The organism is Salinibacterium sp. NK8237, from assembly GCF_015864955.1.
Classification (GTDB): domain Bacteria; phylum Actinomycetota; class Actinomycetes; order Actinomycetales; family Microbacteriaceae; genus Rhodoglobus.
On record NZ_JADYWE010000002.1, the window covers coordinates 510,406 to 531,840 of the forward strand.

The 21,435-nt window shown below is 59.8% G+C and carries 17 protein-coding genes and 1 riboswitch; of the genes, 11 read left to right on the forward strand and 6 right to left on the reverse strand.

What is annotated here, in order from left to right; genetic code table 11:
• Window positions 1-66: 66 nt before the first annotated feature.
• Window positions 67-1,059 carry a citrulline utilization hydrolase CtlX gene (gene ctlX / locus I6E56_RS12795; protein WP_197138882.1) on the reverse strand — a complete coding sequence of 331 codons (993 nt, stop codon included), beginning with the start codon at window positions 1,057-1,059 and terminating at the stop codon, window positions 67-69.
• A gap of 7 nt (window positions 1,060-1,066) precedes the next feature.
• The gene (locus tag I6E56_RS12800; RefSeq protein WP_197138883.1) at window positions 1,067-2,098 is read right to left on the reverse strand and encodes an ornithine cyclodeaminase; all 1,032 of its coding nucleotides are present in this window, start codon (window positions 2,096-2,098) and stop codon (window positions 1,067-1,069) included.
• A 131-nt stretch (window positions 2,099-2,229) separates the two neighbouring features.
• Between I6E56_RS12800 and I6E56_RS12805 the strand changes: the two genes are divergently transcribed.
• The 5 genes from I6E56_RS12805 (at window position 2,230) to I6E56_RS12825 (ending at window position 9,534) form a co-directional block, all read left to right on the forward strand.
• Complete coding sequence (locus tag I6E56_RS12805) at window positions 2,230-2,661, forward strand: Lrp/AsnC family transcriptional regulator (protein ID WP_197138884.1); 432 nt, start codon at window positions 2,230-2,232, stop codon at window positions 2,659-2,661.
• Window positions 2,662-2,812: 151 nt separating this feature from the next.
• A riboswitch (glycine riboswitch) is annotated at window positions 2,813-2,934 on the forward strand.
• Window positions 2,935-3,072: 138 nt separating this feature from the next.
• On the forward strand, window positions 3,073-4,230 hold the full coding sequence (gcvT, locus tag I6E56_RS12810; protein WP_197138885.1) for a glycine cleavage system aminomethyltransferase GcvT: 1,158 nt from the start codon (window positions 3,073-3,075) through the stop codon (window positions 4,228-4,230).
• Window positions 4,231-4,232: 2 nt separating this feature from the next.
• Window positions 4,233-4,604 carry a glycine cleavage system protein GcvH gene (gene gcvH, locus I6E56_RS12815; RefSeq protein WP_197138886.1) on the forward strand — a complete coding sequence of 124 codons (372 nt, stop codon included), beginning with the start codon at window positions 4,233-4,235 and terminating at the stop codon, window positions 4,602-4,604.
• Window positions 4,604-7,531 carry an aminomethyl-transferring glycine dehydrogenase gene (gene gcvP / locus I6E56_RS12820; RefSeq protein ID WP_197138887.1) on the forward strand — a complete coding sequence of 976 codons (2,928 nt, stop codon included), beginning with the start codon at window positions 4,604-4,606 and terminating at the stop codon, window positions 7,529-7,531. Before gcvH ends, gcvP begins: the two co-directional genes overlap by 1 nt.
• Window positions 7,532-7,788: 257 nt before the next feature.
• Window positions 7,789-9,534: a VWA domain-containing protein gene (locus I6E56_RS12825; RefSeq protein WP_197138888.1), complete on the forward strand. Its 1,746-nt coding sequence runs from the start codon at window positions 7,789-7,791 to the stop codon at window positions 9,532-9,534.
• A 64-nt stretch (window positions 9,535-9,598) separates the two neighbouring features.
• On the opposite strand, the gene I6E56_RS12830 is transcribed toward I6E56_RS12825, so the two are convergent.
• From I6E56_RS12830 to I6E56_RS12845, 4 genes are read right to left on the reverse strand one after another with little or no spacing between them, the layout of a single operon-like run.
• On the reverse strand, window positions 9,599-10,021 hold the full coding sequence (locus I6E56_RS12830; protein ID WP_197138889.1) for a VOC family protein: 423 nt from the start codon (window positions 10,019-10,021) through the stop codon (window positions 9,599-9,601).
• Window positions 10,022-10,050: 29 nt separating this feature from the next.
• Window positions 10,051-10,527, reverse strand: a complete 477-nt coding sequence (locus tag I6E56_RS12835; RefSeq protein ID WP_197138890.1) for a GyrI-like domain-containing protein — start codon at window positions 10,525-10,527, stop codon at window positions 10,051-10,053.
• A 50-nt stretch (window positions 10,528-10,577) separates the two neighbouring features.
• Window positions 10,578-11,360: a CPBP family intramembrane glutamic endopeptidase gene (locus I6E56_RS12840; RefSeq protein ID WP_197138891.1), complete on the reverse strand. Its 783-nt coding sequence runs from the start codon at window positions 11,358-11,360 to the stop codon at window positions 10,578-10,580.
• Entirely contained in the window at window positions 11,357-11,668 is a 312-nt protein-coding gene (locus I6E56_RS12845) for a DUF393 domain-containing protein (protein WP_231606624.1), read from the reverse strand. Before I6E56_RS12845 ends, I6E56_RS12840 begins: the two co-directional genes overlap by 4 nt.
• A 339-nt stretch (window positions 11,669-12,007) precedes the next feature.
• On the opposite strand from I6E56_RS12845, the gene I6E56_RS12850 reads away from it, so the two are divergent.
• From I6E56_RS12850 to typA, 6 genes are all read left to right on the forward strand, one after another.
• A complete protein-coding gene (locus tag I6E56_RS12850) occupies window positions 12,008-13,618 on the forward strand; it encodes an ABC transporter substrate-binding protein (protein WP_197138893.1) in 1,611 nt (536 codons plus the stop codon).
• A gap of 138 nt (window positions 13,619-13,756) precedes the next feature.
• Window positions 13,757-14,686, forward strand: coding sequence for an ABC transporter permease (locus I6E56_RS12855; RefSeq protein ID WP_197138894.1), 930 nt, complete (start codon window positions 13,757-13,759; stop codon window positions 14,684-14,686).
• Window positions 14,676-15,635: an ABC transporter permease gene (locus I6E56_RS12860; protein WP_197138895.1), complete on the forward strand. Its 960-nt coding sequence runs from the start codon at window positions 14,676-14,678 to the stop codon at window positions 15,633-15,635. Before I6E56_RS12855 ends, I6E56_RS12860 begins: the two co-directional genes overlap by 11 nt.
• Window positions 15,632-17,383 (forward strand): ABC transporter ATP-binding protein, encoded by a 1,752-nt coding sequence (locus I6E56_RS12865; protein WP_197138896.1) that lies wholly within the window; start codon window positions 15,632-15,634, stop codon window positions 17,381-17,383. Before I6E56_RS12860 ends, I6E56_RS12865 begins: the two co-directional genes overlap by 4 nt.
• A gap of 103 nt (window positions 17,384-17,486) precedes the next feature.
• Entirely contained in the window at window positions 17,487-19,289 is a 1,803-nt protein-coding gene (locus I6E56_RS12870; RefSeq protein ID WP_307842856.1) for an ABC transporter family substrate-binding protein, read from the forward strand.
• A 203-nt stretch (window positions 19,290-19,492) separates the two neighbouring features.
• Window positions 19,493-21,400, forward strand: a complete 1,908-nt coding sequence (typA, locus tag I6E56_RS12875) for a translational GTPase TypA (protein WP_197138897.1) — start codon at window positions 19,493-19,495, stop codon at window positions 21,398-21,400.
• The last annotated feature ends 35 nt before the right edge of the window (window positions 21,401-21,435 follow it).

The window sequence follows — 21,435 nt, forward strand, 5'->3', positions numbered from 1 at the left end:
CACTGATGTCGCGGGTCGCTGCGGTCTGCGGCGAAAGCGGAGGGACCCGCTTCCACCACAGATTGGCTAGGCGCCTGCTGTCGGTGCTGCTTCGGCAGCCCCGGCAGCAGGAACGCCTGCGGCAACATCCGCAGCCATGCGTGAACGACGATCCAAGTGGATGCCGGCCACCATGCAGCGCACCGAACCACCGGCCAGCTCAATAGTGGGAATGTCGAGCGGCACGATCTCGCAGCTGGCTTCGATCACCGAGCGCTGAGCGCGGGTGAGACTCGCGAGTGCGCGGCTTGAGAGCGCCAGGATGCGGCCGTTCGGAGTCCTCAGCTCGAGAGCGTTTCCCGCAAAGTTCGCAATCTGCTCAGCCGTGAGGTCGATCAGGGTGCGACCGGGGGCGGTCAGGCGCTCGGCCATTTCCATGCGGCGATCTCCCGACGCAATCAGGTCGAGCCCGATCATCGCGAAATCGGTAGCGATGCACATCATGACGTTGGTGTGATAAATCGGCACACCGTGGCTATCGCGAGCTTCGAACATCATCGGCTCGTAACCGAAGGATGCGCAGAACCGCTCCAACGCAAGCGGGTTGGCGCGGTGCGATTCTGCCGCATACGCCACTCGGTTGGTGTGGTCGATGACCATAGCTCCGGTGCCCTCAAGGTAGATTCCGTCGTGCTCTAGCCCGGAATAGTCGACGACATCCTGCACCCGAAAATCATGCTTCAGCATCTCAATGACATCGGTGCGTCGCTCGGTGCGCCGGTTCGGAGCGAACATCGGATACACCGCAACCCGGCCACCACTGTGCGTCGAGAACCAGTTGTTCGGGAACACGCTATCGGGGCGCGTGCTCTCCTCATCCTCAAACACGTGGATGTTGACGCCCGCGTCGCGCAACGTCTCGGCCACCTGGGTGGATTCGTCGTACGCGGCGCGAGCGATCTCATCCGGAGTGCGGCTGGGGTCAGTCGATTGGAATGCGTTATCGCCCGCCGTTTGGCTGTTCGGTGTGAAACGGTGCGGGCGGATGAGGACAGCGGCCGTTGGGGCCTGAACGCTCATTGGCGGTCTACGCGGTCAGTGCAGGAACGCGCGACACGAGCGAGAACAAATCCTTGGGGTCAGCCGGGTCGGCAATCAGGTCAAGGTTTGTCGCATAGTCGGTGTCACGAACAGCGTCGAAGACGTAACGCAGCGCGGAGAAGTCTTCGATCGCGAAGCCGACGGAGTCGAAGAGCGTCACTTCCTCAGCGGAGCTGCGTCCAGTGGCGGTTCCGGCGAGAACTTCCCACAGCTCGGTGATGGGGGAGTCCGCTTCGACCTGCTGAATTTCGCCCTCGATGCGGGTTTGCTCGGGGAACTCGACGAACACGGTCGAGTTGCGCACGATGGCCTCTTCGAGTTCTGTCTTGCCCGGGCAGTCTCCGCCGATGGCGTTGAGGTGCATGCCGGGCTCGATCATGTCGGCGGTGAGGATCGTCGCGTTCTTCTTGTCTGCGGTGCAGGTGGTGACGATGTCGGCGCCAGCAACAGCGTCTGCTGCTGAGGTTGCGCGCACGATGTCGAAACCGAGCGGCTCCACATTGCGAATGAACTTGTCCATCGCTGCAGGGTCGGTGTCCCACACACGCAGGCTCGTGATGCCGAGACCGGCGCGGAAGCCGAGTGCCTGGAACTCAGACTGGGTGCCGGTGCCGATGAGGGCAAGAACGCTGGAGTCGGGGCGGGCCAGAGCACGCGCTGCCATGACAGACGTCGCAGAGGTGCGCAGTGCCGTGAGGAGGGTCATCTCCGAGAAGAACGTGGGGTAGCCGTTGTCGACGCGGGCAAGCATGCCGAGCGCGGTGACGGTCTGAAAGCCCAGTGCGGGGTTCGAAGGGTGTCCGTTGACGTACTTGAAGCCATACGTTTCGCCATCACTTGTTGGCATCAATTCGATGACGCCTTCAGGGGAATGAGCGGCAACGCGAGGTGACTTGTCGAACTGAGGCCACTTGGCATAATCCTGCTCGAGGTAACCCACGATGCCCATAATGATTGGCTCGATGCCGGTGTCGGCAATCCAGCGGCGCATGTTGTTGACGTCTACGTAGTGAACCATGGTCACTCCTTTCGTTGCGGTATTAGTGCTTCCTACGTTACGAATATGCACTATGTACCTACAACTCTCAGTCAACCCTATTTTCGGCCAATAACTATGCATAATGCGGGGCCGAAATGTACAGTTTGTACATGTCTGACTTAGATGATCTCGATCGCCGCCTTTTAGCCGCGCTGAGGGCCGATGCGCGAGAGTCGGTAGCGAGCCTCTCGCGTCGCCTTAACGTCACGCGTGCGACTGTCACGAGCCGTATTGATCGCCTCGTAAGCAACGGCACCGTGCTCGGTTTTTCTATCCGTATTCGAGAAGATCGCGATCCCTCGTTTATTCGGGCAGTTGCCTTCATCGAGGTAGAAGGGCGATCGACGGATGCCGTGATCAGCCAGCTCCGCGGCCTGCCCGAGATCCGCGAACTTCACACCACCAACGGCGCCTGGGATCTCGTGGCCGACATTCGCACGGACAGCCTGAGCAACTTTGACCGGGTGCTGGCCCGCATGCGCAATGTGGAGGGTGTCGTGAACAGCGAGACCAGTTTGTTGCTCAGCTCAGCGCTCCTGTAACCCTGCTTTCGACGGCCAGCCGCGCCGCCGCTGTAGACCACTGGAGCGCCAGTCGGCTGAAAGGGCACGAATCACCCGCTCGCGGCGTGCTCATCGGCGCGAGCATCCGCCCCGCATTGCTATGCTGAACTCACAACTGAACATCGGGCCGCAACACGATGCGGGAGAGCCGGGCACCCAGCGCTAGTCAACTGAAATTGGCAAGCGCCAGGCCGGCACCGAAGGAGCAAGCCTCCCCGCCAATCTCTCAGGTTCACGTACCGCACCGCACTGGCCACTCTGGAAAGAGAACCTCGCATCACCCTGAGGTTCCGCCGACGGTGAAAGCTCGCTAGCGTTTAGCGTGTGAAGCTCTCAGGCTCATCACAGAGGGGGAGTTCTATTCACTAGCCCATGCGCCAGGAGAACTCCGTGACCGATGTATCAAGTTCTGAAGCTTCATACGCTAAATCTTCGCCCACCGCGGTGAGGTATTCGCCGCTGCACAGCATCCATGAGCAACTCGGTGCTGCGTTCACCGATTTCGCTGGCTGGATGATGCCGGTGCGGTACAGCTCCGACCTCGCCGAGCACCATGCCGTGCGCACCGCTGCCGGCATTTTCGACATCTCGCACATGGCCGAGATTCACGTGCGCGGCGCTGACGCTGGCGCGTACCTCGACTACGCGCTCGCGGGCAAGCTCTCGGGTATTGCCTTGGCTCAAGCCAAGTACAGCCTGTTGCTCAATGAGGCGGGTGGCATCATCGATGACCTCGTCACCTATCGCCTCGCCGACGACCATTTCCTCGTCGTGGCCAACGCTGGCAACCGTTTCGCTGCCGCAACTGCTCTCACCGAGCGTGCCGCAGACTTCGATGTCACGGTCACCGACGAGAGCGACGACTACGCGCTCATCGCCGTTCAGGGCCCCGTTTCGCGCGCCATCCTCGAAGCGACCGCCGGTCTCGGCGACTTCGCAACGCCCCTCGACGAACTCAAGTACTACCGCGAAACCGCAGCAACCTTCAACGGCACCGACCTCATCATCGGTCGCACCGGCTACACGGGCGAAGACGGCTTCGAACTGTACATTCACGTGGATGCCGCGGCCGCCCTCTGGGCTGCACTCACGGTTGCCGGCGAACCGCTCGGCCTCGTGCCCGCCGGTCTCGCGTGCCGAGACACTCTCCGCCTCGAAGCGGGCATGCCGCTGTATGGACACGAACTCAACCTCGGCACCTTCCCCGTGCAGGCTGGCCTCGGCCGCGTTGTTGCTCTCAGCAAAGAAGGTGACTTCGTCGGTCGCAGCGCGATCGAAGCGGGCCCGGATGCCGGTGCTCGCGTCCTCGTCGGTCTCGCTGCCGAGGGTCGCCGTGCCGGTCGCGCTGACTACCTGCTCTTCGACGGCGACACCGAGGTCGGCGTCATCACCTCCGGCGCTCTGTCGCCGACTCTGGGCCACCCCATCGCGATGGCTTATGTCGACCCCGACGTGAGTGAGGTCGGCACCGAGCTTCACATTGATGTGCGGGGCAGTCGCATTGCTGCATCCGTTGTTTCCCTACCCTTCTACAAAAGAGAGGCCTGATCATGGCTGAGAAGAGCGAATTGCAGTACACCGCCGAGCACGAATGGGTGCTGGTCGACGGCACCATCGCGACGGTCGGAATCACCGACTTCGCGGCAGGCAAGCTGGGCGACATCGTCTTCGTTGATCTGCCCAAGGTCGGCGCCACTGTCGCTGAGGGCAAGATCGTTGGCGAGATCGAGTCGACCAAGTCGGTGGGCGAACTCTTCGCTCCCGTTGCGGGAACCGTAGTCGAATCCAACGATGCTGTCACCGACAGCCCAGAACTCGTCAACAGCGACCCCTTCGGCGAAGGCTGGCTCGTGAAGATCGAATTTACTGAACTCCCGTCGATGCTCAGCCTCGACGAATACACCGCATTGACAGGCGAATAATGCCCAACCCTTTCATCAGCGGCACGTTTGCTGACCGCCACATCGGCACGGATGACGCAGCCCAGGCCAGCATGTTGGCCGCTGTCGGCTACGACAGCCTCGAATCGCTTGTGGATGCCGCGGTTCCGCCCGCCATTCACCAGACTCCGATCGTGAACTCCACGATCCCGGCTCCTGCTTCCGAGCGTGAGGCGCTCGCCGAACTGCGTGCGCTCGCCGGCGCAAACAAGATTCGTCGCAGCATGATCGGTCTCGGTTACTACGACACAATCACGCCCGCCGTGATCAAGCGCAACGTGCTTGAAAACCCGAGCTGGTACACGGCCTACACGCCGTACCAGCCGGAGATTTCGCAGGGTCGCCTTGAGGCTCTCCTCAACTTCCAGACGATGGTTGCTGACCTTGCTGGAATGACCACGACGAACGCGTCGATGCTCGATGAGGGCACCGCCGCTGTTGAGGGGATGCTCCTTGCGCGCCGTGCGGCTCGCGTGGAGTCGCCCGTGTTTATCGTGGATGCCGATACTTTTCCGCAGACCAAGGCTCTGCTGGCGAACCGCGCGGAGGCTCTCGGAATTGAGCTTGTTGAGATCGACCTGGCAACGCTCGGTGCGAACCCTGAGCTGCCGGAGTGCTTCGGCGCGCTCATCCAATACCCGGGCGCAACTGGTCGCGTGTGGGATTCCAGCGAGGTTATCGCTGCAGTGAAAGCTCACGGCGGACTCGCCGTTGTTGCCGCTGATCTGCTTGCGTTGACGATTCTCACGTCGCCAGGTGAACTCGGCGCAGATGTTGCCGTCGGCACCACGCAACGCTTCGGCGTGCCGATGGGCTTCGGCGGACCGCACGCCGGCTACATGTCGGTGCGCAAGGGCCTCGAACGCCAGTTGCCCGGCCGCCTCGTCGGCGTATCTCAGGATGCCGCTGGCGACCCCGCCTACCGTCTTTCGTTGCAGGCGCGCGAGCAGCACATCCGCCGCGAGAAGGCGACCTCGAATATCTGTACCGCTCAGGTCTTGTTGGCTGTCATGGCATCCATGTATGCCGTTTATCACGGACCGCAGGGCCTCAAGCGGATCGCTCAGCGCATCCACCACGACACCGCCAAGTTCGCAGCACGCTTGACCGCTGCCGGCTACACGGTCGAGAACGAGACCTTCTTCGACACCCTCTCGGTGACGAAAAAGGGCCAGGCGCAAGCTATCGCCGCCAAGGCACTCGAGAGCGACATCCTGCTCTATGTCGTGGATGCTGACACTGTTCGTTTGAGCTTCGACGAAGTATCGACGCAGCCTTACGGCGGAATGCTCGCCGCGCAAGAGAACGACCTTGCGGATGCATTTGGGCTTGAGGGCGGATTCTTTAGCTACTCGCCCGACGACACCACCATCCCGGGGGCGCTCAACCGCACGAGCGAGTACCTCACGCACCCGGTCTTCAACACGCACCGCTCGGAGACGAGCATGATGCGCTACCTCAAGTACCTCGCCGACAAGGATTACGCGCTCGACCGCGGCATGATCCCGCTGGGCTCGTGCACGATGAAGCTCAACGCAGCGACCGAGATGGAAGCGGTGAGCTGGCCGGAGTTCGCAGGCATCCACCCCTTCGCTCCTGCCGAAGATGTGTCGGGCTATCTCGTCATGATTTCGCACCTCGAGTCGTGGCTCACTGAGGTCACCGGTTACGACACCGCGTCGTTGCAGCCGAACGCCGGAAGCCAGGGCGAACTCGCGGGGCTCCTCGCGATTCGTGGCTACCACCGAGCGAACGGCAATCCGGAACGCACGATCTGCCTCATTCCATCGAGTGCTCACGGCACGAACGCCGCCAGCGCCATGCTCGCCGGAATGCGTGTCGTCGTGGTGGCCTGCGATGATCTCGGCAACGTCGACCTCGACGACCTGCGCGCCAAGATCGCCGAGCACGCGAGTGAAATCGCTGCGCTCATGATCACCTACCCCTCGACCCACGGTGTCTACGAGCACGAAGTGCGTGAAATCACGCAGGCCGTGCACGACGCTGGCGGACAGGTGTACGTTGACGGTGCCAACCTCAACGCCCTGCTCGGCTACGCGCGGTTCGGTGACTTTGGCGGAGACGTCAGCCACCTCAACCTGCACAAGACGTTCTGCATCCCGCACGGCGGTGGCGGCCCCGGTGTTGGTCCGGTTGTTGCAAAAGCGCATCTGGCTAAGTTCTTGCCTGGCCACCCCATGGCGCAGAGCCAGCATCATCCGGCTTTCGACATGCAGACCGGTGCTGCGGGTCCGTATGTTCACGCTGGGGGAGCGGTGAGCGCTGCTCCCTACGGAAGCCCGAGCATCCTGCCGATCACGTGGGCCTACGTGCGCATGATGGGATCGGCTGGCCTCAAAGCCGCGACCGGTGCCGCTGTGCTCTCAGCCAACTACATTGCGGTGCGCCTACGCGAGCACTTCCCGGTGCTCTACGCGGGAGACAACGGCCTCGTTGCGCACGAGTGCATCCTCGATCTGCGTCCGCTCAAGGAGGCGACCGGCATCGACAACAACGATGTCGCCAAGCGCCTCATTGACTACGGTTTCCACGCGCCCACGATGTCGTTCCCGGTCTCGGGCACACTCATGGTCGAGCCGACCGAGAGCGAAGACCTCGCCGAGCTCGATCGCTTCATCGACGCGATGATTGCCATCAAGGAAGAAGCGGATGCCGTCGCGGCCGGAACGTGGCCAGCAGACGATAACCCCCTCATCAATGCTCCGCACACGGCGCATTCGGTGATCGCAGGCGACTGGCAGCACTCCTACTCGCGTGAGAAGGCTGTGTACCCGTTGAGCTCCCTCGTGTCTGGCAAATACTGGCCGCCGGTACGCCGTGTAGACAACGCCTATGGCGACCGCAATTTGGTCTGCTCGTGCCCGCCGATTGAGGCGTTTGCGCAGTAGCGAAATGCACTGATTCCAGTCGCTTGGGTGACGGAAAATGGCGCGTGCGGAGTCGATCCAGTTCGGTTCTGCACGCGCCATAATTGTGTCCCCCGAATGTGGGACACCAGCATTCGTCTGGCATCGGCATCTGTCACGGGGAAAATTCTTCACTTTAGCTGGATTTTCTCTCTTCAGGTGTTGTAATGTGCGTTTGGTGTACAGCGATTGGTCGACCCGACGACCTCGTATCGCTTTCTCACCGACTGGAGAGCTTCGTGACCACCCGACGGCATCGACACCGTAAGACTTTTTGGCAACGGTGGAAGAAGCGTTGGTGGCTGGCGCCTATTGCGCTGGTTGCCATTGCGGCTCTCTCTCTCGCAGGAATCCAATTGGGCGCAATTGGATGGATTTCGAATGCTGTAGCGCCGTTGGCTGGCGGCTGCACCGAGACTCGCCCTGTCGTGATTGCCGCTGACCCGTCGATTGCTCCCGCCCTCACAATTGTCGCGGCGGAGTTCGATGAGGCCGACGGCAATTGCACCGAAACCGAAGTCCGTTCGCTTGTTTCGGCAGACACCGCTGCTCTCTTCGCCTCTGGAGTTTCCGGCGATCTCGACGCGTGGGTTCCTGACTCGGCTGCCTGGCTCGATCGCGTTACGTCAATGGCGGGTTCGCTCGGGCGCACTGCTCCCGAGCTCCAGGTCACTGACTACGTTGCCAGCACACCGGTAGTGCTTGCTACGTCTGCGTCGCAAGTTGCGAATCTGGGGGATACCCCTCTTTCTTGGGAAGCTCTCCTCGGCGGCACAGTGACTACCTTGGTGCCCGACCCGGAGGCGAACGCGGCGAGTCTTGCCGGCCTTGCACAGCTGCAGTCGGTTGCGTCTGCTGAAGATCCCCGTCAATTTGCCGGGGCCATGATTGCCATGGGAAAGACAATTCCGCAGTCCTCCGAAGATGCTTTCCAGCTCGCGACGGATGCGACTCTCCCTACCGTGGTTATGACCACCGAGCGCGAAGTCGCGACGTACAACAGCACGTCAGCGTCTCCCATGATCGCCCTGTATCCCACCGATGGCACGGTCGAGTTGACCTACCCGTTCGTGGAGGTAGTGAGTGGCGAGGATGACGCCGAAAGCGCCGAAACAGACGACACGGATGCTGCCGCAGCAGTCGCGACCCAAATCACGGCTGCGGATGCCCCCGAGCGACTCCTCACGGCGCTTGCCGCGGCCACTCGCACTTCGGCCGAGGTCCTTGCTAGTCAAGGTTTCCGGGACGCAGAGGGTGGCGGTGACCTCAGGGTCACGGGAGTTCCTGAGACCGCTACCGAGGCGAAGCCGACGGCGGATGCTGCAGTACAGATTGAGATTCTGCGTGCATGGAGTGTTCTCACTCTTCGATCGCGACTTCTCGTGGTGATCGATGTTTCCGGATCCATGCTCGATCCTGCCAGTAATGGCTTGCGCCGAATCGATGTGTTCCAACTTGCGGCAAGCGAGGCATTGTCCAAATTCTCGGGAGAAGCAGAGCTTGGGGTGTGGGCGTTCTCACAAAACCGCATCGGCACTCAAGACTGGGAGCCGCTGTCTCCCATCGCGCCGCTCTCCGACCCTGATCACGTGGCACAGATCAACGGTGTTGTCGCGTCGTTGCCTGACCGCATTTATGGGTACACCGGGCTTTACGACACGATCTTGGCCGCGGTGAAAGAGGTCAAGGAAGATTACGACCCGACCAAGGTCAACTCGGTTCTGCTCATCACTGACGGCTACAACGAAGATGACGACGGCATTAGTTTGTCGACGCTCCTCAAAAACCTCAAGGCGCTCGACGATCCCAATGAGCCTGTTCCTGTTATCTTGATTGGTTTCGGTCCCGATACCGACCTTGACGCGATGACAGAGATTGCTCAATCAACCGGGGGCGCAGCCTATTCCGCTGCCGTGCCAGAGGATCTCGGTAACGTTCTGGTTGATGCCCTGACTCAGCGGTCGTGTCGTCCGAACTGCACCTAGCAACCGGAGTTCGTTCAGGCTCGCGTTTGGCGGCTGGTTGCGGATGAGTGGGGAGAGCCGCCCGCTAACGAGTTTCGTTGTCGTCGCTAATGCTGACGATCCAGTTCACGGAGTAGCGATCGAGCACCATCCCAAAGATTCCGCCCCATTCGGCAGGTTCGAGTGGCATATCGACTCGACCGCCGTCGCAGAGTTTCTCCCAATACGCTTCGATTGCGGCTTTCTCGCTGAGGTAGCCTGCGATCGAAATTGACATGGATCCGCCGGGGGTGTGCTCCTGCGTTTTAGGGGTGTCGGCCAACATCAGGGTGATTCCGGCTGGCGACTCTAGCTGCCCGTGCATGATCCAGTCTTGTTCTTCAGGGTCTTCGCTTGCGTGAAAGTCGGCGAAAGTGTGGATTTCTGTGGTGCCGCCAAAGACGGACTGGTAGAAGGCAAGAGCTTCGCGAGCGTTGTCTCTGAAGCTGAGATACGGGTTGGTTTTCATCTGTCTGTCCTCTCTGGCGCTAGCCTGTGCTAGCTCGTCGCAGGTACTACGGGGAATTCGATGCGTGTGAGCAATTCGGCCTCGCTTACGTCTCGAGGCGAGTTGAGATAGATCTCTCGCGGGGCTCCGGCATAAGTGTGACCGTGTTCGGTGAACCAGTCGAAAATGACCTCGTAAGCGGCCTTCAGGCCGCTGTACGAGCCCGCATGGGTGAGTGTCGCGACACGGCCACCGGCGAGTTCATGTGTTGTGAGGACCGGATGATCGATCAGGCCGTCGGCCACAGGAACGCACACTTCGCAGCTCCAGGGCCCATCGTGTCGCATCTCTTCGGTGTACACGGCCATCACAGGCCCGAGCACGGTGATCGCGGGATCGGCAGATTCAGAGAGCAGAGTCTTGATCGCACCGCTCATATCGGCGGGGAGATTTTCCATCGTTGTCGAGAATTCGATGCCCGCAACGATCTGGCTTGGCACTGTTTCAATAGCGATTTCCGGCGACATGGGCAAAACTCTACGCCTCGCGCGCGATGAGCGGTACCGGTTGTGCAGAACTATTCAGTAGCACCGAAGAGCGCCGGAAAGGCGCCAAGGGCCCAGCCGTAGCCTACGAAAATGGCGGCGTCGATGAGAGTGTGAGCGATCACGAGGGGCAGCACGCGACGATAGCGCGTGTAGAGCCAGCCGAAGAGCAGACCCATGGCGACGTTGCCGATAAACGCACCGATGCCCTGATAGAGGTGGTAGGTGCCGCGCAAAACTGCTGTCGAGATGATGATTTGCCAGCGTCCCCAGCCGAGATCACCGAGTCGGGCATACAAGTAGCCAATGACGATGACTTCTTCCGTGATGCCAGCACGCAGGGCTGAGAGCAGCAGCACGGGCACCGTCCACCAGTATTGGTCGAGCGCTGCCGGAACCACGTTGACGGTGACGCCCAGAGCGCGACCGCCGAGGTACACAGCGATCCCGGGGATGCCGATCGCCAGGGCGAGCACGATTCCCCAGAGGCCGTCTCGTGCTGGACGGGTGAAGTCTATTCCGAGCCGTGACAGCCGAGGTTTGGATGCGTTCCACAGCAGAAAAGCAACGAGCGCGACCGGAGCGAGATCAAAAGTGATTCCGAGGATTTGATAGATCAAGTCGAAAGTGGGGCGCGAGCTGAGCGACGAATTCAGGGTCGCAGTCTGCTGTGACAATGACTCGGTGCGCGTCAGCCGGTTGGTGATCGAGACGATCGAGTAGATGGCGGATGCGCCAAGGGATAGTGCTAGAACAATCGATATTTCTGCCCAGAGCCGGCCCCGCCGGGGAGGAATCGTCGGTGCTGAGCTCACGCGGATGGGCGCATGGCGCAGGCCGGCGTTCCGCCGGGCAGGCGGTGTCGGTAGCGCGAGACGAAACGATAGCCGAGCGAGGCAACGAAGCTGAAGGGTTCGGTGGCGATGAGGTGACCGAGAAAGCGCCATCCGAAGGTCGGCTGCATTCTCAAGAGTGCTGAAAAGGCAATGTGGCCAGCGAACTGTCGAGTAGGAGTCACGAACCACGCCGCTTTATCGACGTCATCTTGAGTGAGCGCGTAGTCGTCAAGATCGATCCATTGCCACGGAGTGCTCGAGGGAAACACAGGGAGAATGGCTTTCAAACGATTGACCCATAACGTGCAAAATGCGCAGTCACCGTCGAAGATCAATATGGTCTGTGGTGTGCGGGAAGTCGGGCTCGATTGCGACATGGTGAGATCTTAACTCACGATGCTGAACGCTGGTCTGGAGAGCTTTGCGCAGCTTTGTGGCGAATGTCACACATTGTGCGCGGGAATTCTGCAAAGTATGCACATAATCTTCACGAGCGTTACCGCTGTGTAACGTTTGGCTTTACAGTTTTGCTTGGGGCATCCCCCCGTTTTAGGGTGTGAACTATCAAGCGCGGTGCGGCGTCAAAAATTCCGTGCCGTTTGCACAAATCTGCACAGGAGGAAACATTGAAGAGATCACGCATAGGCATCAGTGCAGTCGCACTGCTGTCAGCCTCAGCGCTCGCTCTTGCGGGCTGCTCGGCGAGCGAGGCGCCAGCCGATGGCGACAGCGCCGCGATCATCACCACAAACGGTAGCGAGCCACAGCAGTCGCTCATTCCGACAAACACCACTGAAACTGGCGGTGGAAAGATTGTTACCTCGATCTTCGCTGGCCTCGTTTCGTACACCGCTGATGGCGATGTAGAAAACGAAGTTGCCCAGTCGATCGAGTCTGAGGATGGCCAGAACTGGACCGTCACGCTCAACGATGGCTGGACCTTCACGAACGGCGAGCCCGTTACGTCTGAGTCCTTCATCAAGGCATGGCAGTACGGCGCACTGCTCAGCAACGCTCAGAGCTCTTCGTACTTCTTCGACAACATCGAGGGCTTCAGTTACGACGAAGAATCTGAACTCACCGGTCTCGACGCTGTAAGCGACACCGAGTTCACCGTCGCACTGATCAACCCCGAAGCAGACTTCCCGCTGCGTCTCGGCTACTCGGCATTCATGCCGCTGCCCGAAGCTGCATGGGAAGACCTCGACGCATTCGGCGAGAACCCCATTGGTAACGGTCCGTACATGCTCGCTGAAGAAGGCGCTTGGCAGCACAACGTGCAGATCGACCTCGTCACGAACCCCGACTACGACGGCGTTCGCACGCCCGCAAACGGCGGCGTTTCGATCGTCTTCTACACGAGCCAGGATGCTGCATACGCTGACGCTCTCGGTGGCAACCTCGACATTCTCGATGCTGTTCCGGACTCCGCATTTGCTACCTACGAGTCGGACTTCCCTGGTCGCTCGGTAAACCAGCCTGCTGCGATCTTCCAGGCATTCAACATGCCTTACTACCTCGAGCACTGGTCGGGCGATGAGGGCAAGTTGCGTCGTGCAGCTATCTCGATGTCGATCGACCGCGCTGAGATCACGGATGTCATCTTCCAGGGCACCCGCACCCCCGCTACCGACTTCACTTCGCCGGTAATCGCTGGTCACTCCGACAACCTTGCTGGCGCTGAAGTTCTTGACTTCAACCCGGATGAGGCCAAGAAGCTGTGGGCAGAAGCTGACGCCATTGCGCCGTACGGTGACACTGTCTTCGACCTCGCCTACAACGCCGATGGTGGACACCAGGCATGGGTTGACGCTGTTGCAAACAGCATCAGCAACACGCTCGGAATCGAAGCTCAGGGCAAGGCATACCCCACGTTCGCTGACGCGCTCAACGACCGTGACGCTAACGCTCTCACCGGTGGAACTCGCGCTGGATGGCAAGCTGACTACCCGTCGCTGTACAACTTCCTCGGCCCGCTCTACGTTGATGGCGCTGGCTCGAACAAGGAAGGCTACTCGAGCCCCGAGTTCGAAGCCATCCTCGCTGAGGGTGCTAGCGCAACTTCGGTAGAAGAGGCAACGGCGAAGTACCAGGAAGCTCAGGAAGTCCTCCTGGTTGACCTGCCTTCGATCCCGCTGTGGTACTCAAACGTCACCGGTGTCTACTCTGACACCGTTGACAACGTTGTATTTGGTTGGGACTCTGTCCCGCTGTACAACGAGGTAACCAAGAACTAAGTAGTTCATCGGTTTACCCAGTTTCCACTCTCAAGGTGTGATGCCCGGGGCTGCTTTTGGCCCCGGGCATCACACTGAGTACCCTCATTCAGTGATTGTGACTCTTATGCTTATCCGTTCCTTTGAGGAAACCATCTAATGCTTTGGTACGCAGGCAAGCGTTTCCTCCAGATGATCCCCGTATTTTTCGGCGCGACTTTTCTGATCTATTTCATGGTCTTTGCCGTTCCCGGCGATCCGATTGCTGCGCTCTACGGCGACCACCCACCGGCTCCCGGCGTTATTGAAGCGGTCCGGGCCGAGTACAACCTCGACAAGCCGTTCATCATTCAGTACCTCCTCTACATCGGCGGACTGTTCCAGGGTGACCTCGGAACCACGTTCTCCGGCCGCCCAGTGGTCGATGTCATGGCTCAGGCTTTTCCGATCACTGCACGCCTAGCGATCCTTGCTCTCGCTATTGAGGCCTTCTTCGGAATCATCGTTGGCCTTGTTGCCGGACTTCGCAAGGGAAAGATATTCGACGCTTCTGCGCTCGTCATCAGCCTTTTGCTCATCTCCGTTCCGACTTTCGTTGTCGGTTTCATATTGCAATTCGTTTTCGGTATTCAACTCGGATGGGCGAGAACCACCGTCAGCGGCGCAGCGCCGTGGAGCGAGCTGATCTTGCCTGCCATTGTTTTGGCTTCCGTGTCATTCGCATACATCGTGCGGCTCACTCGCGCGAGCGTCGCCGACAACCTCGGCGCCGACTTCGTGCGCACGGCAACAGCAAAGGGGCTTTCCCGCCGCCGCGTAGTCACCGTGCACGTCCTACGCAACTCACTCGTTCCCGTGGTCACCTATTTGGGAGTCGACGTCGGCTCGCTCATGGTTGGCGCGATCGTGACCGAAGGAATCTTCAATATCAACGGTGTCGGTGGAACCGTCTACCGAGCAATTACGTTGGGAGAGGGCCCGACGGTCGTCTCGTTCGTGGCAGTGATGGTTATCATCTTTGTTCTCGCCAACTTGCTCGTTGACTTGCTCTACGCCGCGCTCGACCCAAGGATTCGTTATGCAAAGTAACAACACCGGCCGTCAGCGGCCCGGCCAAGAACACTTCATCGCGTCGCTAGCCGAAACACCGGTAGCCGAAGTCGACCAGGTTGATGAAAGTGGCAAAGCCCGCAGCACGTGGACGGATGCGTGGGAGTCCATGCGGCGTCGCCCGATGTTTTGGGTTTCCGCAAGTCTTATCTTCGTCATCCTTGTCGTCGCCATGTTCCCTGGATTGTTCGCCAGCGTGGATCCTCGCGACTGCTACTTGAAGTTCAGTAATGGCGATCCTCAGGCCGGTCACCCGCTTGGGTTCAACCGTCAAGGCTGCGACGTCTACTCACGAATTATTTTCGGTACTCAGGCTTCGGTGACGATCGGTCTATTGACGACCGTTATCGTGACGGTGTTCGGCGGCGTTATCGGAGCTCTTGCCGGCTTCTATGGCGGATTCCTTGACTCAGTCGTATCGCGCATCGGCGACGTCTTCTTCGCCGTTCCCACGGTTCTCGGAGCAATCGTTTTGTTCTCGGTTATTCCGGTTCGTGACGCATTGACGGTGTCACTCGTGCTTTCGCTTTTCGCTTGGCCTCAAATCGCGAGAATCATGCGCGGTGCGGTTTTGTCCGCTCGCAACTCTGACTACGTGACGGCCTCGGCGGCGCTCGGCGTCTCGCGATTCCAGACCCTCGTGCGCCACGTGGTACCCAATGCGATCGCTCCTGTGATCGTGGTGGCCACGGTGTCCTTGGGCATCTTCATCGTCGCTGAAGCGACGTTGGGTTTCCTCGGAATCGGTTTGCCTCCGACAGTCATGTCGTGGGGAAACGAGATTAATCAGGCGCAGGTTACGGTTCGCACGCATCCGCAGACCTTGCTCCTGCCGTCTGCTGCGCTGTCGATCACCGTTCTCGCCTTCCTCATGTTCGGCGACGTAGTTCGCGATGCCCTTGACCCGGAAGCGAGAGCACGCCGATGACCAACCCAGAAACAGTTCCAGTGACTACCGACTCTTCCACCGAAGAAACTCCGCTGCTGAAAATCCGTGGCCTTGAAGTTGGCTTCGAAACGCAGCGCGGAATCGTCTCCGCCGTGCGCGGCGTGGATCTCACGCTCTACCAAGGACAATCTCTGGCGATTGTCGGAGAGTCCGGCTCTGGTAAATCTACGACGGCACAGGCCATCATCGGCCTGCTGCCTGGCGCCGGAAAGGTCGTCGGTGGGTCGATTGAATTCGAAGGAAATGACCTCTCAACGTTCACCGACGCTCAGTTCGCTGACGTGCGCGGTAGCCAGATCGGTTACGTTCCTCAAGACCCGATGTCGAACCTGAACCCTGTGTGGAGTATCGGCTTTCAAGTCGAAGAGGCCATCAAGGCGAACGGAGTCGCCCAAGGCAAGGAAGCTCGCGCGCGAACCATTGAGGTGCTGCAGGAAGCGGGTCTTAGCGATGCGGGCGAGCGTCTCAAGCAGTATCCGCACCAATTCTCTGGCGGAATGCGCCAGCGTGTGCTCATCGGAATCGGCCTTTCGGCTCGGCCGAAGCTGCTGATTGCCGACGAGCCGACTTCGGCTCTCGACGTCACGGTTCAACGCCAGATCCTTGATCACCTGCAAACACTCACGCGTGACTACGGCACTTCGGTGCTCTTCATCACTCACGACCTTGGGCTTGCTGCGGAGCGTGCTGAGCAACTCGTGGTGATGTACAAGGGCAAGGTTGTGGAGTCGGGGCCGTCGCGGGCGATCCTCGAGAATCCGCAACATCCATACACTCAGCGCCTCGTTTCTGCGGCGCCGAGCTTGGCGTCGCGTCGCATCCAGTCGATTAAGACCTCGAGCGCCGATGGTGGAAGCGCGAAGATCTTCAGCGAAGGTTCGCTTGATCAGGCCCTCATCGCTCGCGCTGCGAGTCGAGAAGCGGCAGCGGATGAAGACCTCATCAAGGTGAGTAACATCACGAAGGTTTACGAGATCCGCAAGCAGGGGTTCCGTAAAGACAAGCTCCTTGCCGTCAACGACATCTCATTTGGGGTCAAGAAGGGCACAACGACCGCACTGGTCGGAGAGTCTGGTTCTGGCAAGTCGACGGTGGCCAAGCTGATTCTCCAGCTCGAGTCGCTCACGAGTGGAACCATCGAGTTTGACGGCAAAAACCTCGCGGGCATCAAGGGGCAGGAACTCCTCGAGTTCCGTCGTCGTGTTCAGCCGGTGTTCCAAGACCCCTATGGTTCCCTTGACCCGCAATACAGTGTGGGCAACACCATTGCGGAGCCGCTACTCGCCCACAAGCTCGGCACGGTGAAAGAGCGCTTCAAGCGTGTGAGCGAGCTGCTCGATCAGGTTTCTCTTCCTCAGTCCGTGCGCCACCGTTATCCCGGTGAGCTTTCGGGCGGCCAGCGCCAGCGCGTCGCAATCGCGCGGGCTTTGGCTCTGAAGCCCGAGGTGCTTGTGCTTGATGAAGCGGTGTCGGCGCTTGACGTGCTCGTTCAGGGCCAAGTGCTCAACCTGCTGACTGAATTGCAGACCGAGCTAGACCTGACGTACTTGTTCATCACTCACGACCTTGCTGTTGTCCGCCTCGTCGCAGACAACGTGTGCGTCATGCAGGGTGGCCAAATTGTTGAAGCCGCGTCAACCGACGAAGTGTTTGAGAACTCCAGCAACCCCTACACGCGGGAATTGCTGGAAGCTATTCCGGGCGCCAACATCACACTCGGCGCGTAGATTCTCCGTGCAGAAGAGCCGTTCCCCTCGGGGAGCGGCTCTTCTGACTTAGACTCGTTTCTAGCGTGCCACCGCGCGCTGGTGTTTGTGTGCAGGAGGTTTCGTGAGCGCCACAAGAATTACGGCGACCCTTGCTGTTGCCGCCACTGCAATTCTCGTGCTCGCTGGGTGCGTGCCCCAGCAATCGCCCACGATCGAGGGCTCCGCGTTGACCGTCGCGGTCACCGAGCCGTACACCTCTGGCAATCCAGCCACGTCCTTTGGGACGAGCGACACTAACGCGACAATCGCGTATGCGACTGGCTCGGGTTTCACCTACTTTGACGATGATTCGCAGCTTGTGCGTGACGAGTCCTTCGGCCACTTCGAGAAGGTGTCGGATGACCCCCTCGCAGTGACCTATACCGTGGCGAACGGAGTGCGCTGGTCGGACGGGTCAGCGGTGGATGCCGTCGATCTGCTCCTTGAGTGGGCCGCGACATCCGGTGCGCTCAACACTCCTGATGCGGATGCCGCCGAGAGCGTCGATCCGGAAACGGGCGCCCCCGTAGATCGGGCCGATAATCGCGTGCTGTTTGATGCGAGCGCTGCCGGAGACTCCGGAATCAGTCACGTCACTGAGATGCCGCAGATGAGCGAGGATCGGATGTCGCTCACGCTGGTATTCGATGAGCCGATCGCCAACTGGCAATCTGTGTTCTTCGGCGCCGAATCTTCGGCGAAGCCTGCGCATGTCGTGGGCACGATGGCGTTTGCGAGTGATGACTCCATTGCCGCGAAAGAGCGCGTCTTTTCGGCCATTACCGAGGGCAGCGGCAAAGACTTGGCCGCGGTCGCGCGCACCTGGAATACGGTGTTCAATTTCGACGGGATGCCCGTCAACGAGAGCCTCGTCGTGTCGAGTGGTCCCTATGTGATTACCGAGTTTGTGGCGAACCAATATTTGACGTTGCGTGCCAACGAGAATTACAGCGGCATGCGGGAGCCGACTTTTCAGGAGATCCGCGTTCGGTTTATGAGCGATCCGCTCGCGCAAGCACAAGCTCTGCTCGTGGGCGCTGTACAAGTGGCGGTACCGACGATGAATCAGGATGTTCGGAACGCTCTCGCCACCATGAATGCCACCATTGTCGATGGCACTACTGACAGTTTTGAACATCTTGACTTGCAGTTTGCGGAGTCGAAGAGCGGCGTCTTTGACGATCCGCTCGTTCGTCAAGCCTTTGTGAAAACAGTGCCCCGCACCGCGGTTGTTCAGGCGGCGGTGGGGGAGGTCTACCCCCGAGCGACTCCCCGTGATTCGTTCCTCTTTGCCCCAGGCGATCAGGGTTATCGCGGTGCGCGTGCTGCCAATGGCTCTTCTGAATTCACAGAGCCTGACATTTCAGGTGCTAAAGAATTGCTTGCCGAAGCTGGCGTCAAGAAGCCTGAAGTCTGCGTCCTCTACGACGCCGACGACGACATGCGTGCCGCTGAGTACGAGGTAATTGCCGATTCGGCAGGCTCAGCGGGGTTTGTGATGTCAGATTGCTCGAGCGAGGAATGGCGCGAAGAGCTCGGAACTCCCGGTGCTTACGATGCGGCGTTGTTTAGCTGGCAGAATCCTCGCCCTGGCGTCGGTCTTTCTGCGGCCATCTACGGCACCGACGGTTATGCCAACCTCAACTACTTCTCGGATCCCGGCGTCGATTCGCTGATTGGCGATGCGAGCAATACAGTGCTCGATGCTGAAGAACGACGCGATGCTTTGACCGAGGCGGATGCTGCGCTGTGGAGTGCCTCGTATGGATTGCCCTTATTTCAGTACCCCGCAACCATCGCGTACGACCAAGACAGGGTCGCTAACGTCTCGCTATCCTCACTGAATCCAGGCGTATGGTGGAACGTGTGGGAGTGGAAGCCCTAGTTTTTTGGGCCTCCTCAGCGGGCGGCTGCGATAAATCTTGTCAAACAGGGTAAACTGGTGGAGCAGGATACTCTGAATGATCTTCTGCGCCCTCCCAAGATCTTTACCCGGTGGCATCAGGCCGCCGATCTGCTGCCGAGAATTTCTGCGCAGCGTCTGCGGTGAAAGACCGCACAGCCTCCAATGAATTAAGGAATATTGCTATGGCTATGGCCACTCGCAGCGATTTGCGCAACGTAGCGATCGTTGCCCACGTTGACCACGGAAAGACAACCCTCGTTGACGCGATGCTTCGCCAGACGAACTCTTTCGAGGCGCACGCGCACCTCGAAGAGCGCGCGATGGACTCGAACGAGCTCGAGCGCGAAAAGGGCATCACGATTCTCGCGAAGAACACCGCGATCTCCTACAACGGCAAGTACGCCACTGAAGGTCCCATCACGATCAACGTGATCGACACCCCAGGCCACGCCGACTTCGGTGGCGAGGTTGAGCGTGGACTCAGCATGGTCGACGGCGTTGTACTGCTCGTTGACGCAAGTGAGGGCCCGCTTCCGCAGACCCGCTTCGTGCTCCGTAAGGCACTCGAGGCCAAGCTTCCTGTCATCCTCTTGGTCAACAAGACTGACCGCCCCGATGCGCGCATCGACGAGGTTGTTGCCGAGAGCCAAGACCTCCTGCTTGGTCTTGCTAGCGACATGGCAGATGACGTTCCCGACCTCGACTTGGACGCCATTCTTGACGTCCCGATCGTTTACGCTTCGGGCCGCGCCGGCGCTGCAAGCTGGAACAAGCCCGAGAATGGCACGCTGCCAGATAACGAAGACCTCGAGCCGCTGTTCGACGCGATCCTCAAGCACGTTCCTGCTCCGTCCTACGACGACGAGCACCCCCTGCAGGCGTGGGTCACCAACCTCGACTCCTCGCCGTTCCTCGGCCGTCTTGCTCTTCTGCGTGTCTTCAACGGCACGATCAAGAAGGGCCAGACTGTTGCCTGGGTCAAGCACGATGGAAGCGTCGCAAACGTGCGCGTCACCGAGCTCATGATCACGAAGGCTCTCGACCGTTACCCGGCCGAAAGCGCTGGCCCCGGCGACATCGTCGCTGTCGCCGGTTTCGAGGACATCTTCATTGGTGAAACCCTCTGTGACCCCAACGATGTTCGTCCGTTGCCGACCATCACGGTTGACGACCCCGCGATCTCGATGACCATCGGAACCAACACCTCGCCGGTCATCGGCAAGGTCAAGGGCCACAAGCTCACCGCTCGCATGGTCAAGGACCGTCTTGACCGCGAACTCGTCGGTAACGTCTCTCTCAAGCTCGTCGACATCGGTCGTCCGGACGCGTGGGAAGTTCAGGGTCGTGGAGAGCTTGCTCTCGCCATCCTCGTTGAGCAGATGCGTCGCGAAGGCTTTGAGCTCACCGTTGGTAAGCCCCAGGTTGTTATCAAGAAGGTAGACGGCAAGGTTCACGAGCCTTTCGAACACCTCACGATCGATGCTCCTGAGGAATACCTCGGTGCGATCACTCAGCTCCTTGCTGCTCGCAAGGGCCGCATGGAAGGCATGAGTAACCACGGCACCGGCTGGGTTCGCATGGAATTCATCGTTCCGTCGCGTGGACTCATCGGTTTCCGCACCGAATTCATGACCATCACCCGTGGTGCTGGTATCGCCAACGCTGTCTCGCACGGTTACGAGCCCTGGGCTGGCGAGATCCTCACCCGCGTCAATGGCTCGATCGTTGCCGACCGCGCCGGTGTAGCTACTCCGTTCGCGATGGTTGCTCTGCAGGAGCGCATGTCGTTCTTCGTGGAGCCCACGCAGGAGGTCTACGAAGGAATGGTTGTCGGCGAGAACTCACGTGCCGACGACATGGACGTCAACATCACCAAGGAAAAGCAGCTCACCAACATGCGCCAGTCGACCTCGGACTCGTTCGAGCGTATGACTCCGTCGCGCAAACTCACGTTGGAAGAGTGCCTTGAGTTTGCTCGTGAAGATGAGTGTGTTGAGGTAACACCTGAGTTCGTGCGAATCCGCAAGGTAGAGCTCGACGCCAACGCTCGCGCACGCAGCACCTCGCGCATGAAGAAGCAAAACGCCTAACCTTTCTTCTCGCAGCGGGCTCACATGAGTCCGCG

Coding starts and splice junctions, on each gene's coding strand:
- ctlX (WP_197138882.1), bottom strand. CDS start 1,059: ATGAGCGTTCAGGCCCCAACGGCCGCTGTCCTCATCCGCCCGCACCGT.
- I6E56_RS12800 (WP_197138883.1), bottom strand. CDS start 2,098: ATGGTTCACTACGTAGACGTCAACAACATGCGCCGCTGGATTGCCGAC.
- I6E56_RS12805 (WP_197138884.1), top strand. CDS start 2,230: ATGTCTGACTTAGATGATCTCGATCGCCGCCTTTTAGCCGCGCTGAGG.
- gcvH (WP_197138886.1), top strand. CDS start 4,233: ATGGCTGAGAAGAGCGAATTGCAGTACACCGCCGAGCACGAATGGGTG.
- gcvP (WP_197138887.1), top strand. CDS start 4,604: ATGCCCAACCCTTTCATCAGCGGCACGTTTGCTGACCGCCACATCGGC.
- I6E56_RS12830 (WP_197138889.1), bottom strand. CDS start 10,021: ATGAAAACCAACCCGTATCTCAGCTTCAGAGACAACGCTCGCGAAGCT.
- I6E56_RS12835 (WP_197138890.1), bottom strand. CDS start 10,527: ATGTCGCCGGAAATCGCTATTGAAACAGTGCCAAGCCAGATCGTTGCG.
- I6E56_RS12855 (WP_197138894.1), top strand. CDS start 13,757: ATGCTTTGGTACGCAGGCAAGCGTTTCCTCCAGATGATCCCCGTATTT.
- I6E56_RS12860 (WP_197138895.1), top strand. CDS start 14,676: ATGCAAAGTAACAACACCGGCCGTCAGCGGCCCGGCCAAGAACACTTC.
- I6E56_RS12865 (WP_197138896.1), top strand. CDS start 15,632: ATGACCAACCCAGAAACAGTTCCAGTGACTACCGACTCTTCCACCGAA.
- typA (WP_197138897.1), top strand. CDS start 19,493: ATGGCTATGGCCACTCGCAGCGATTTGCGCAACGTAGCGATCGTTGCC.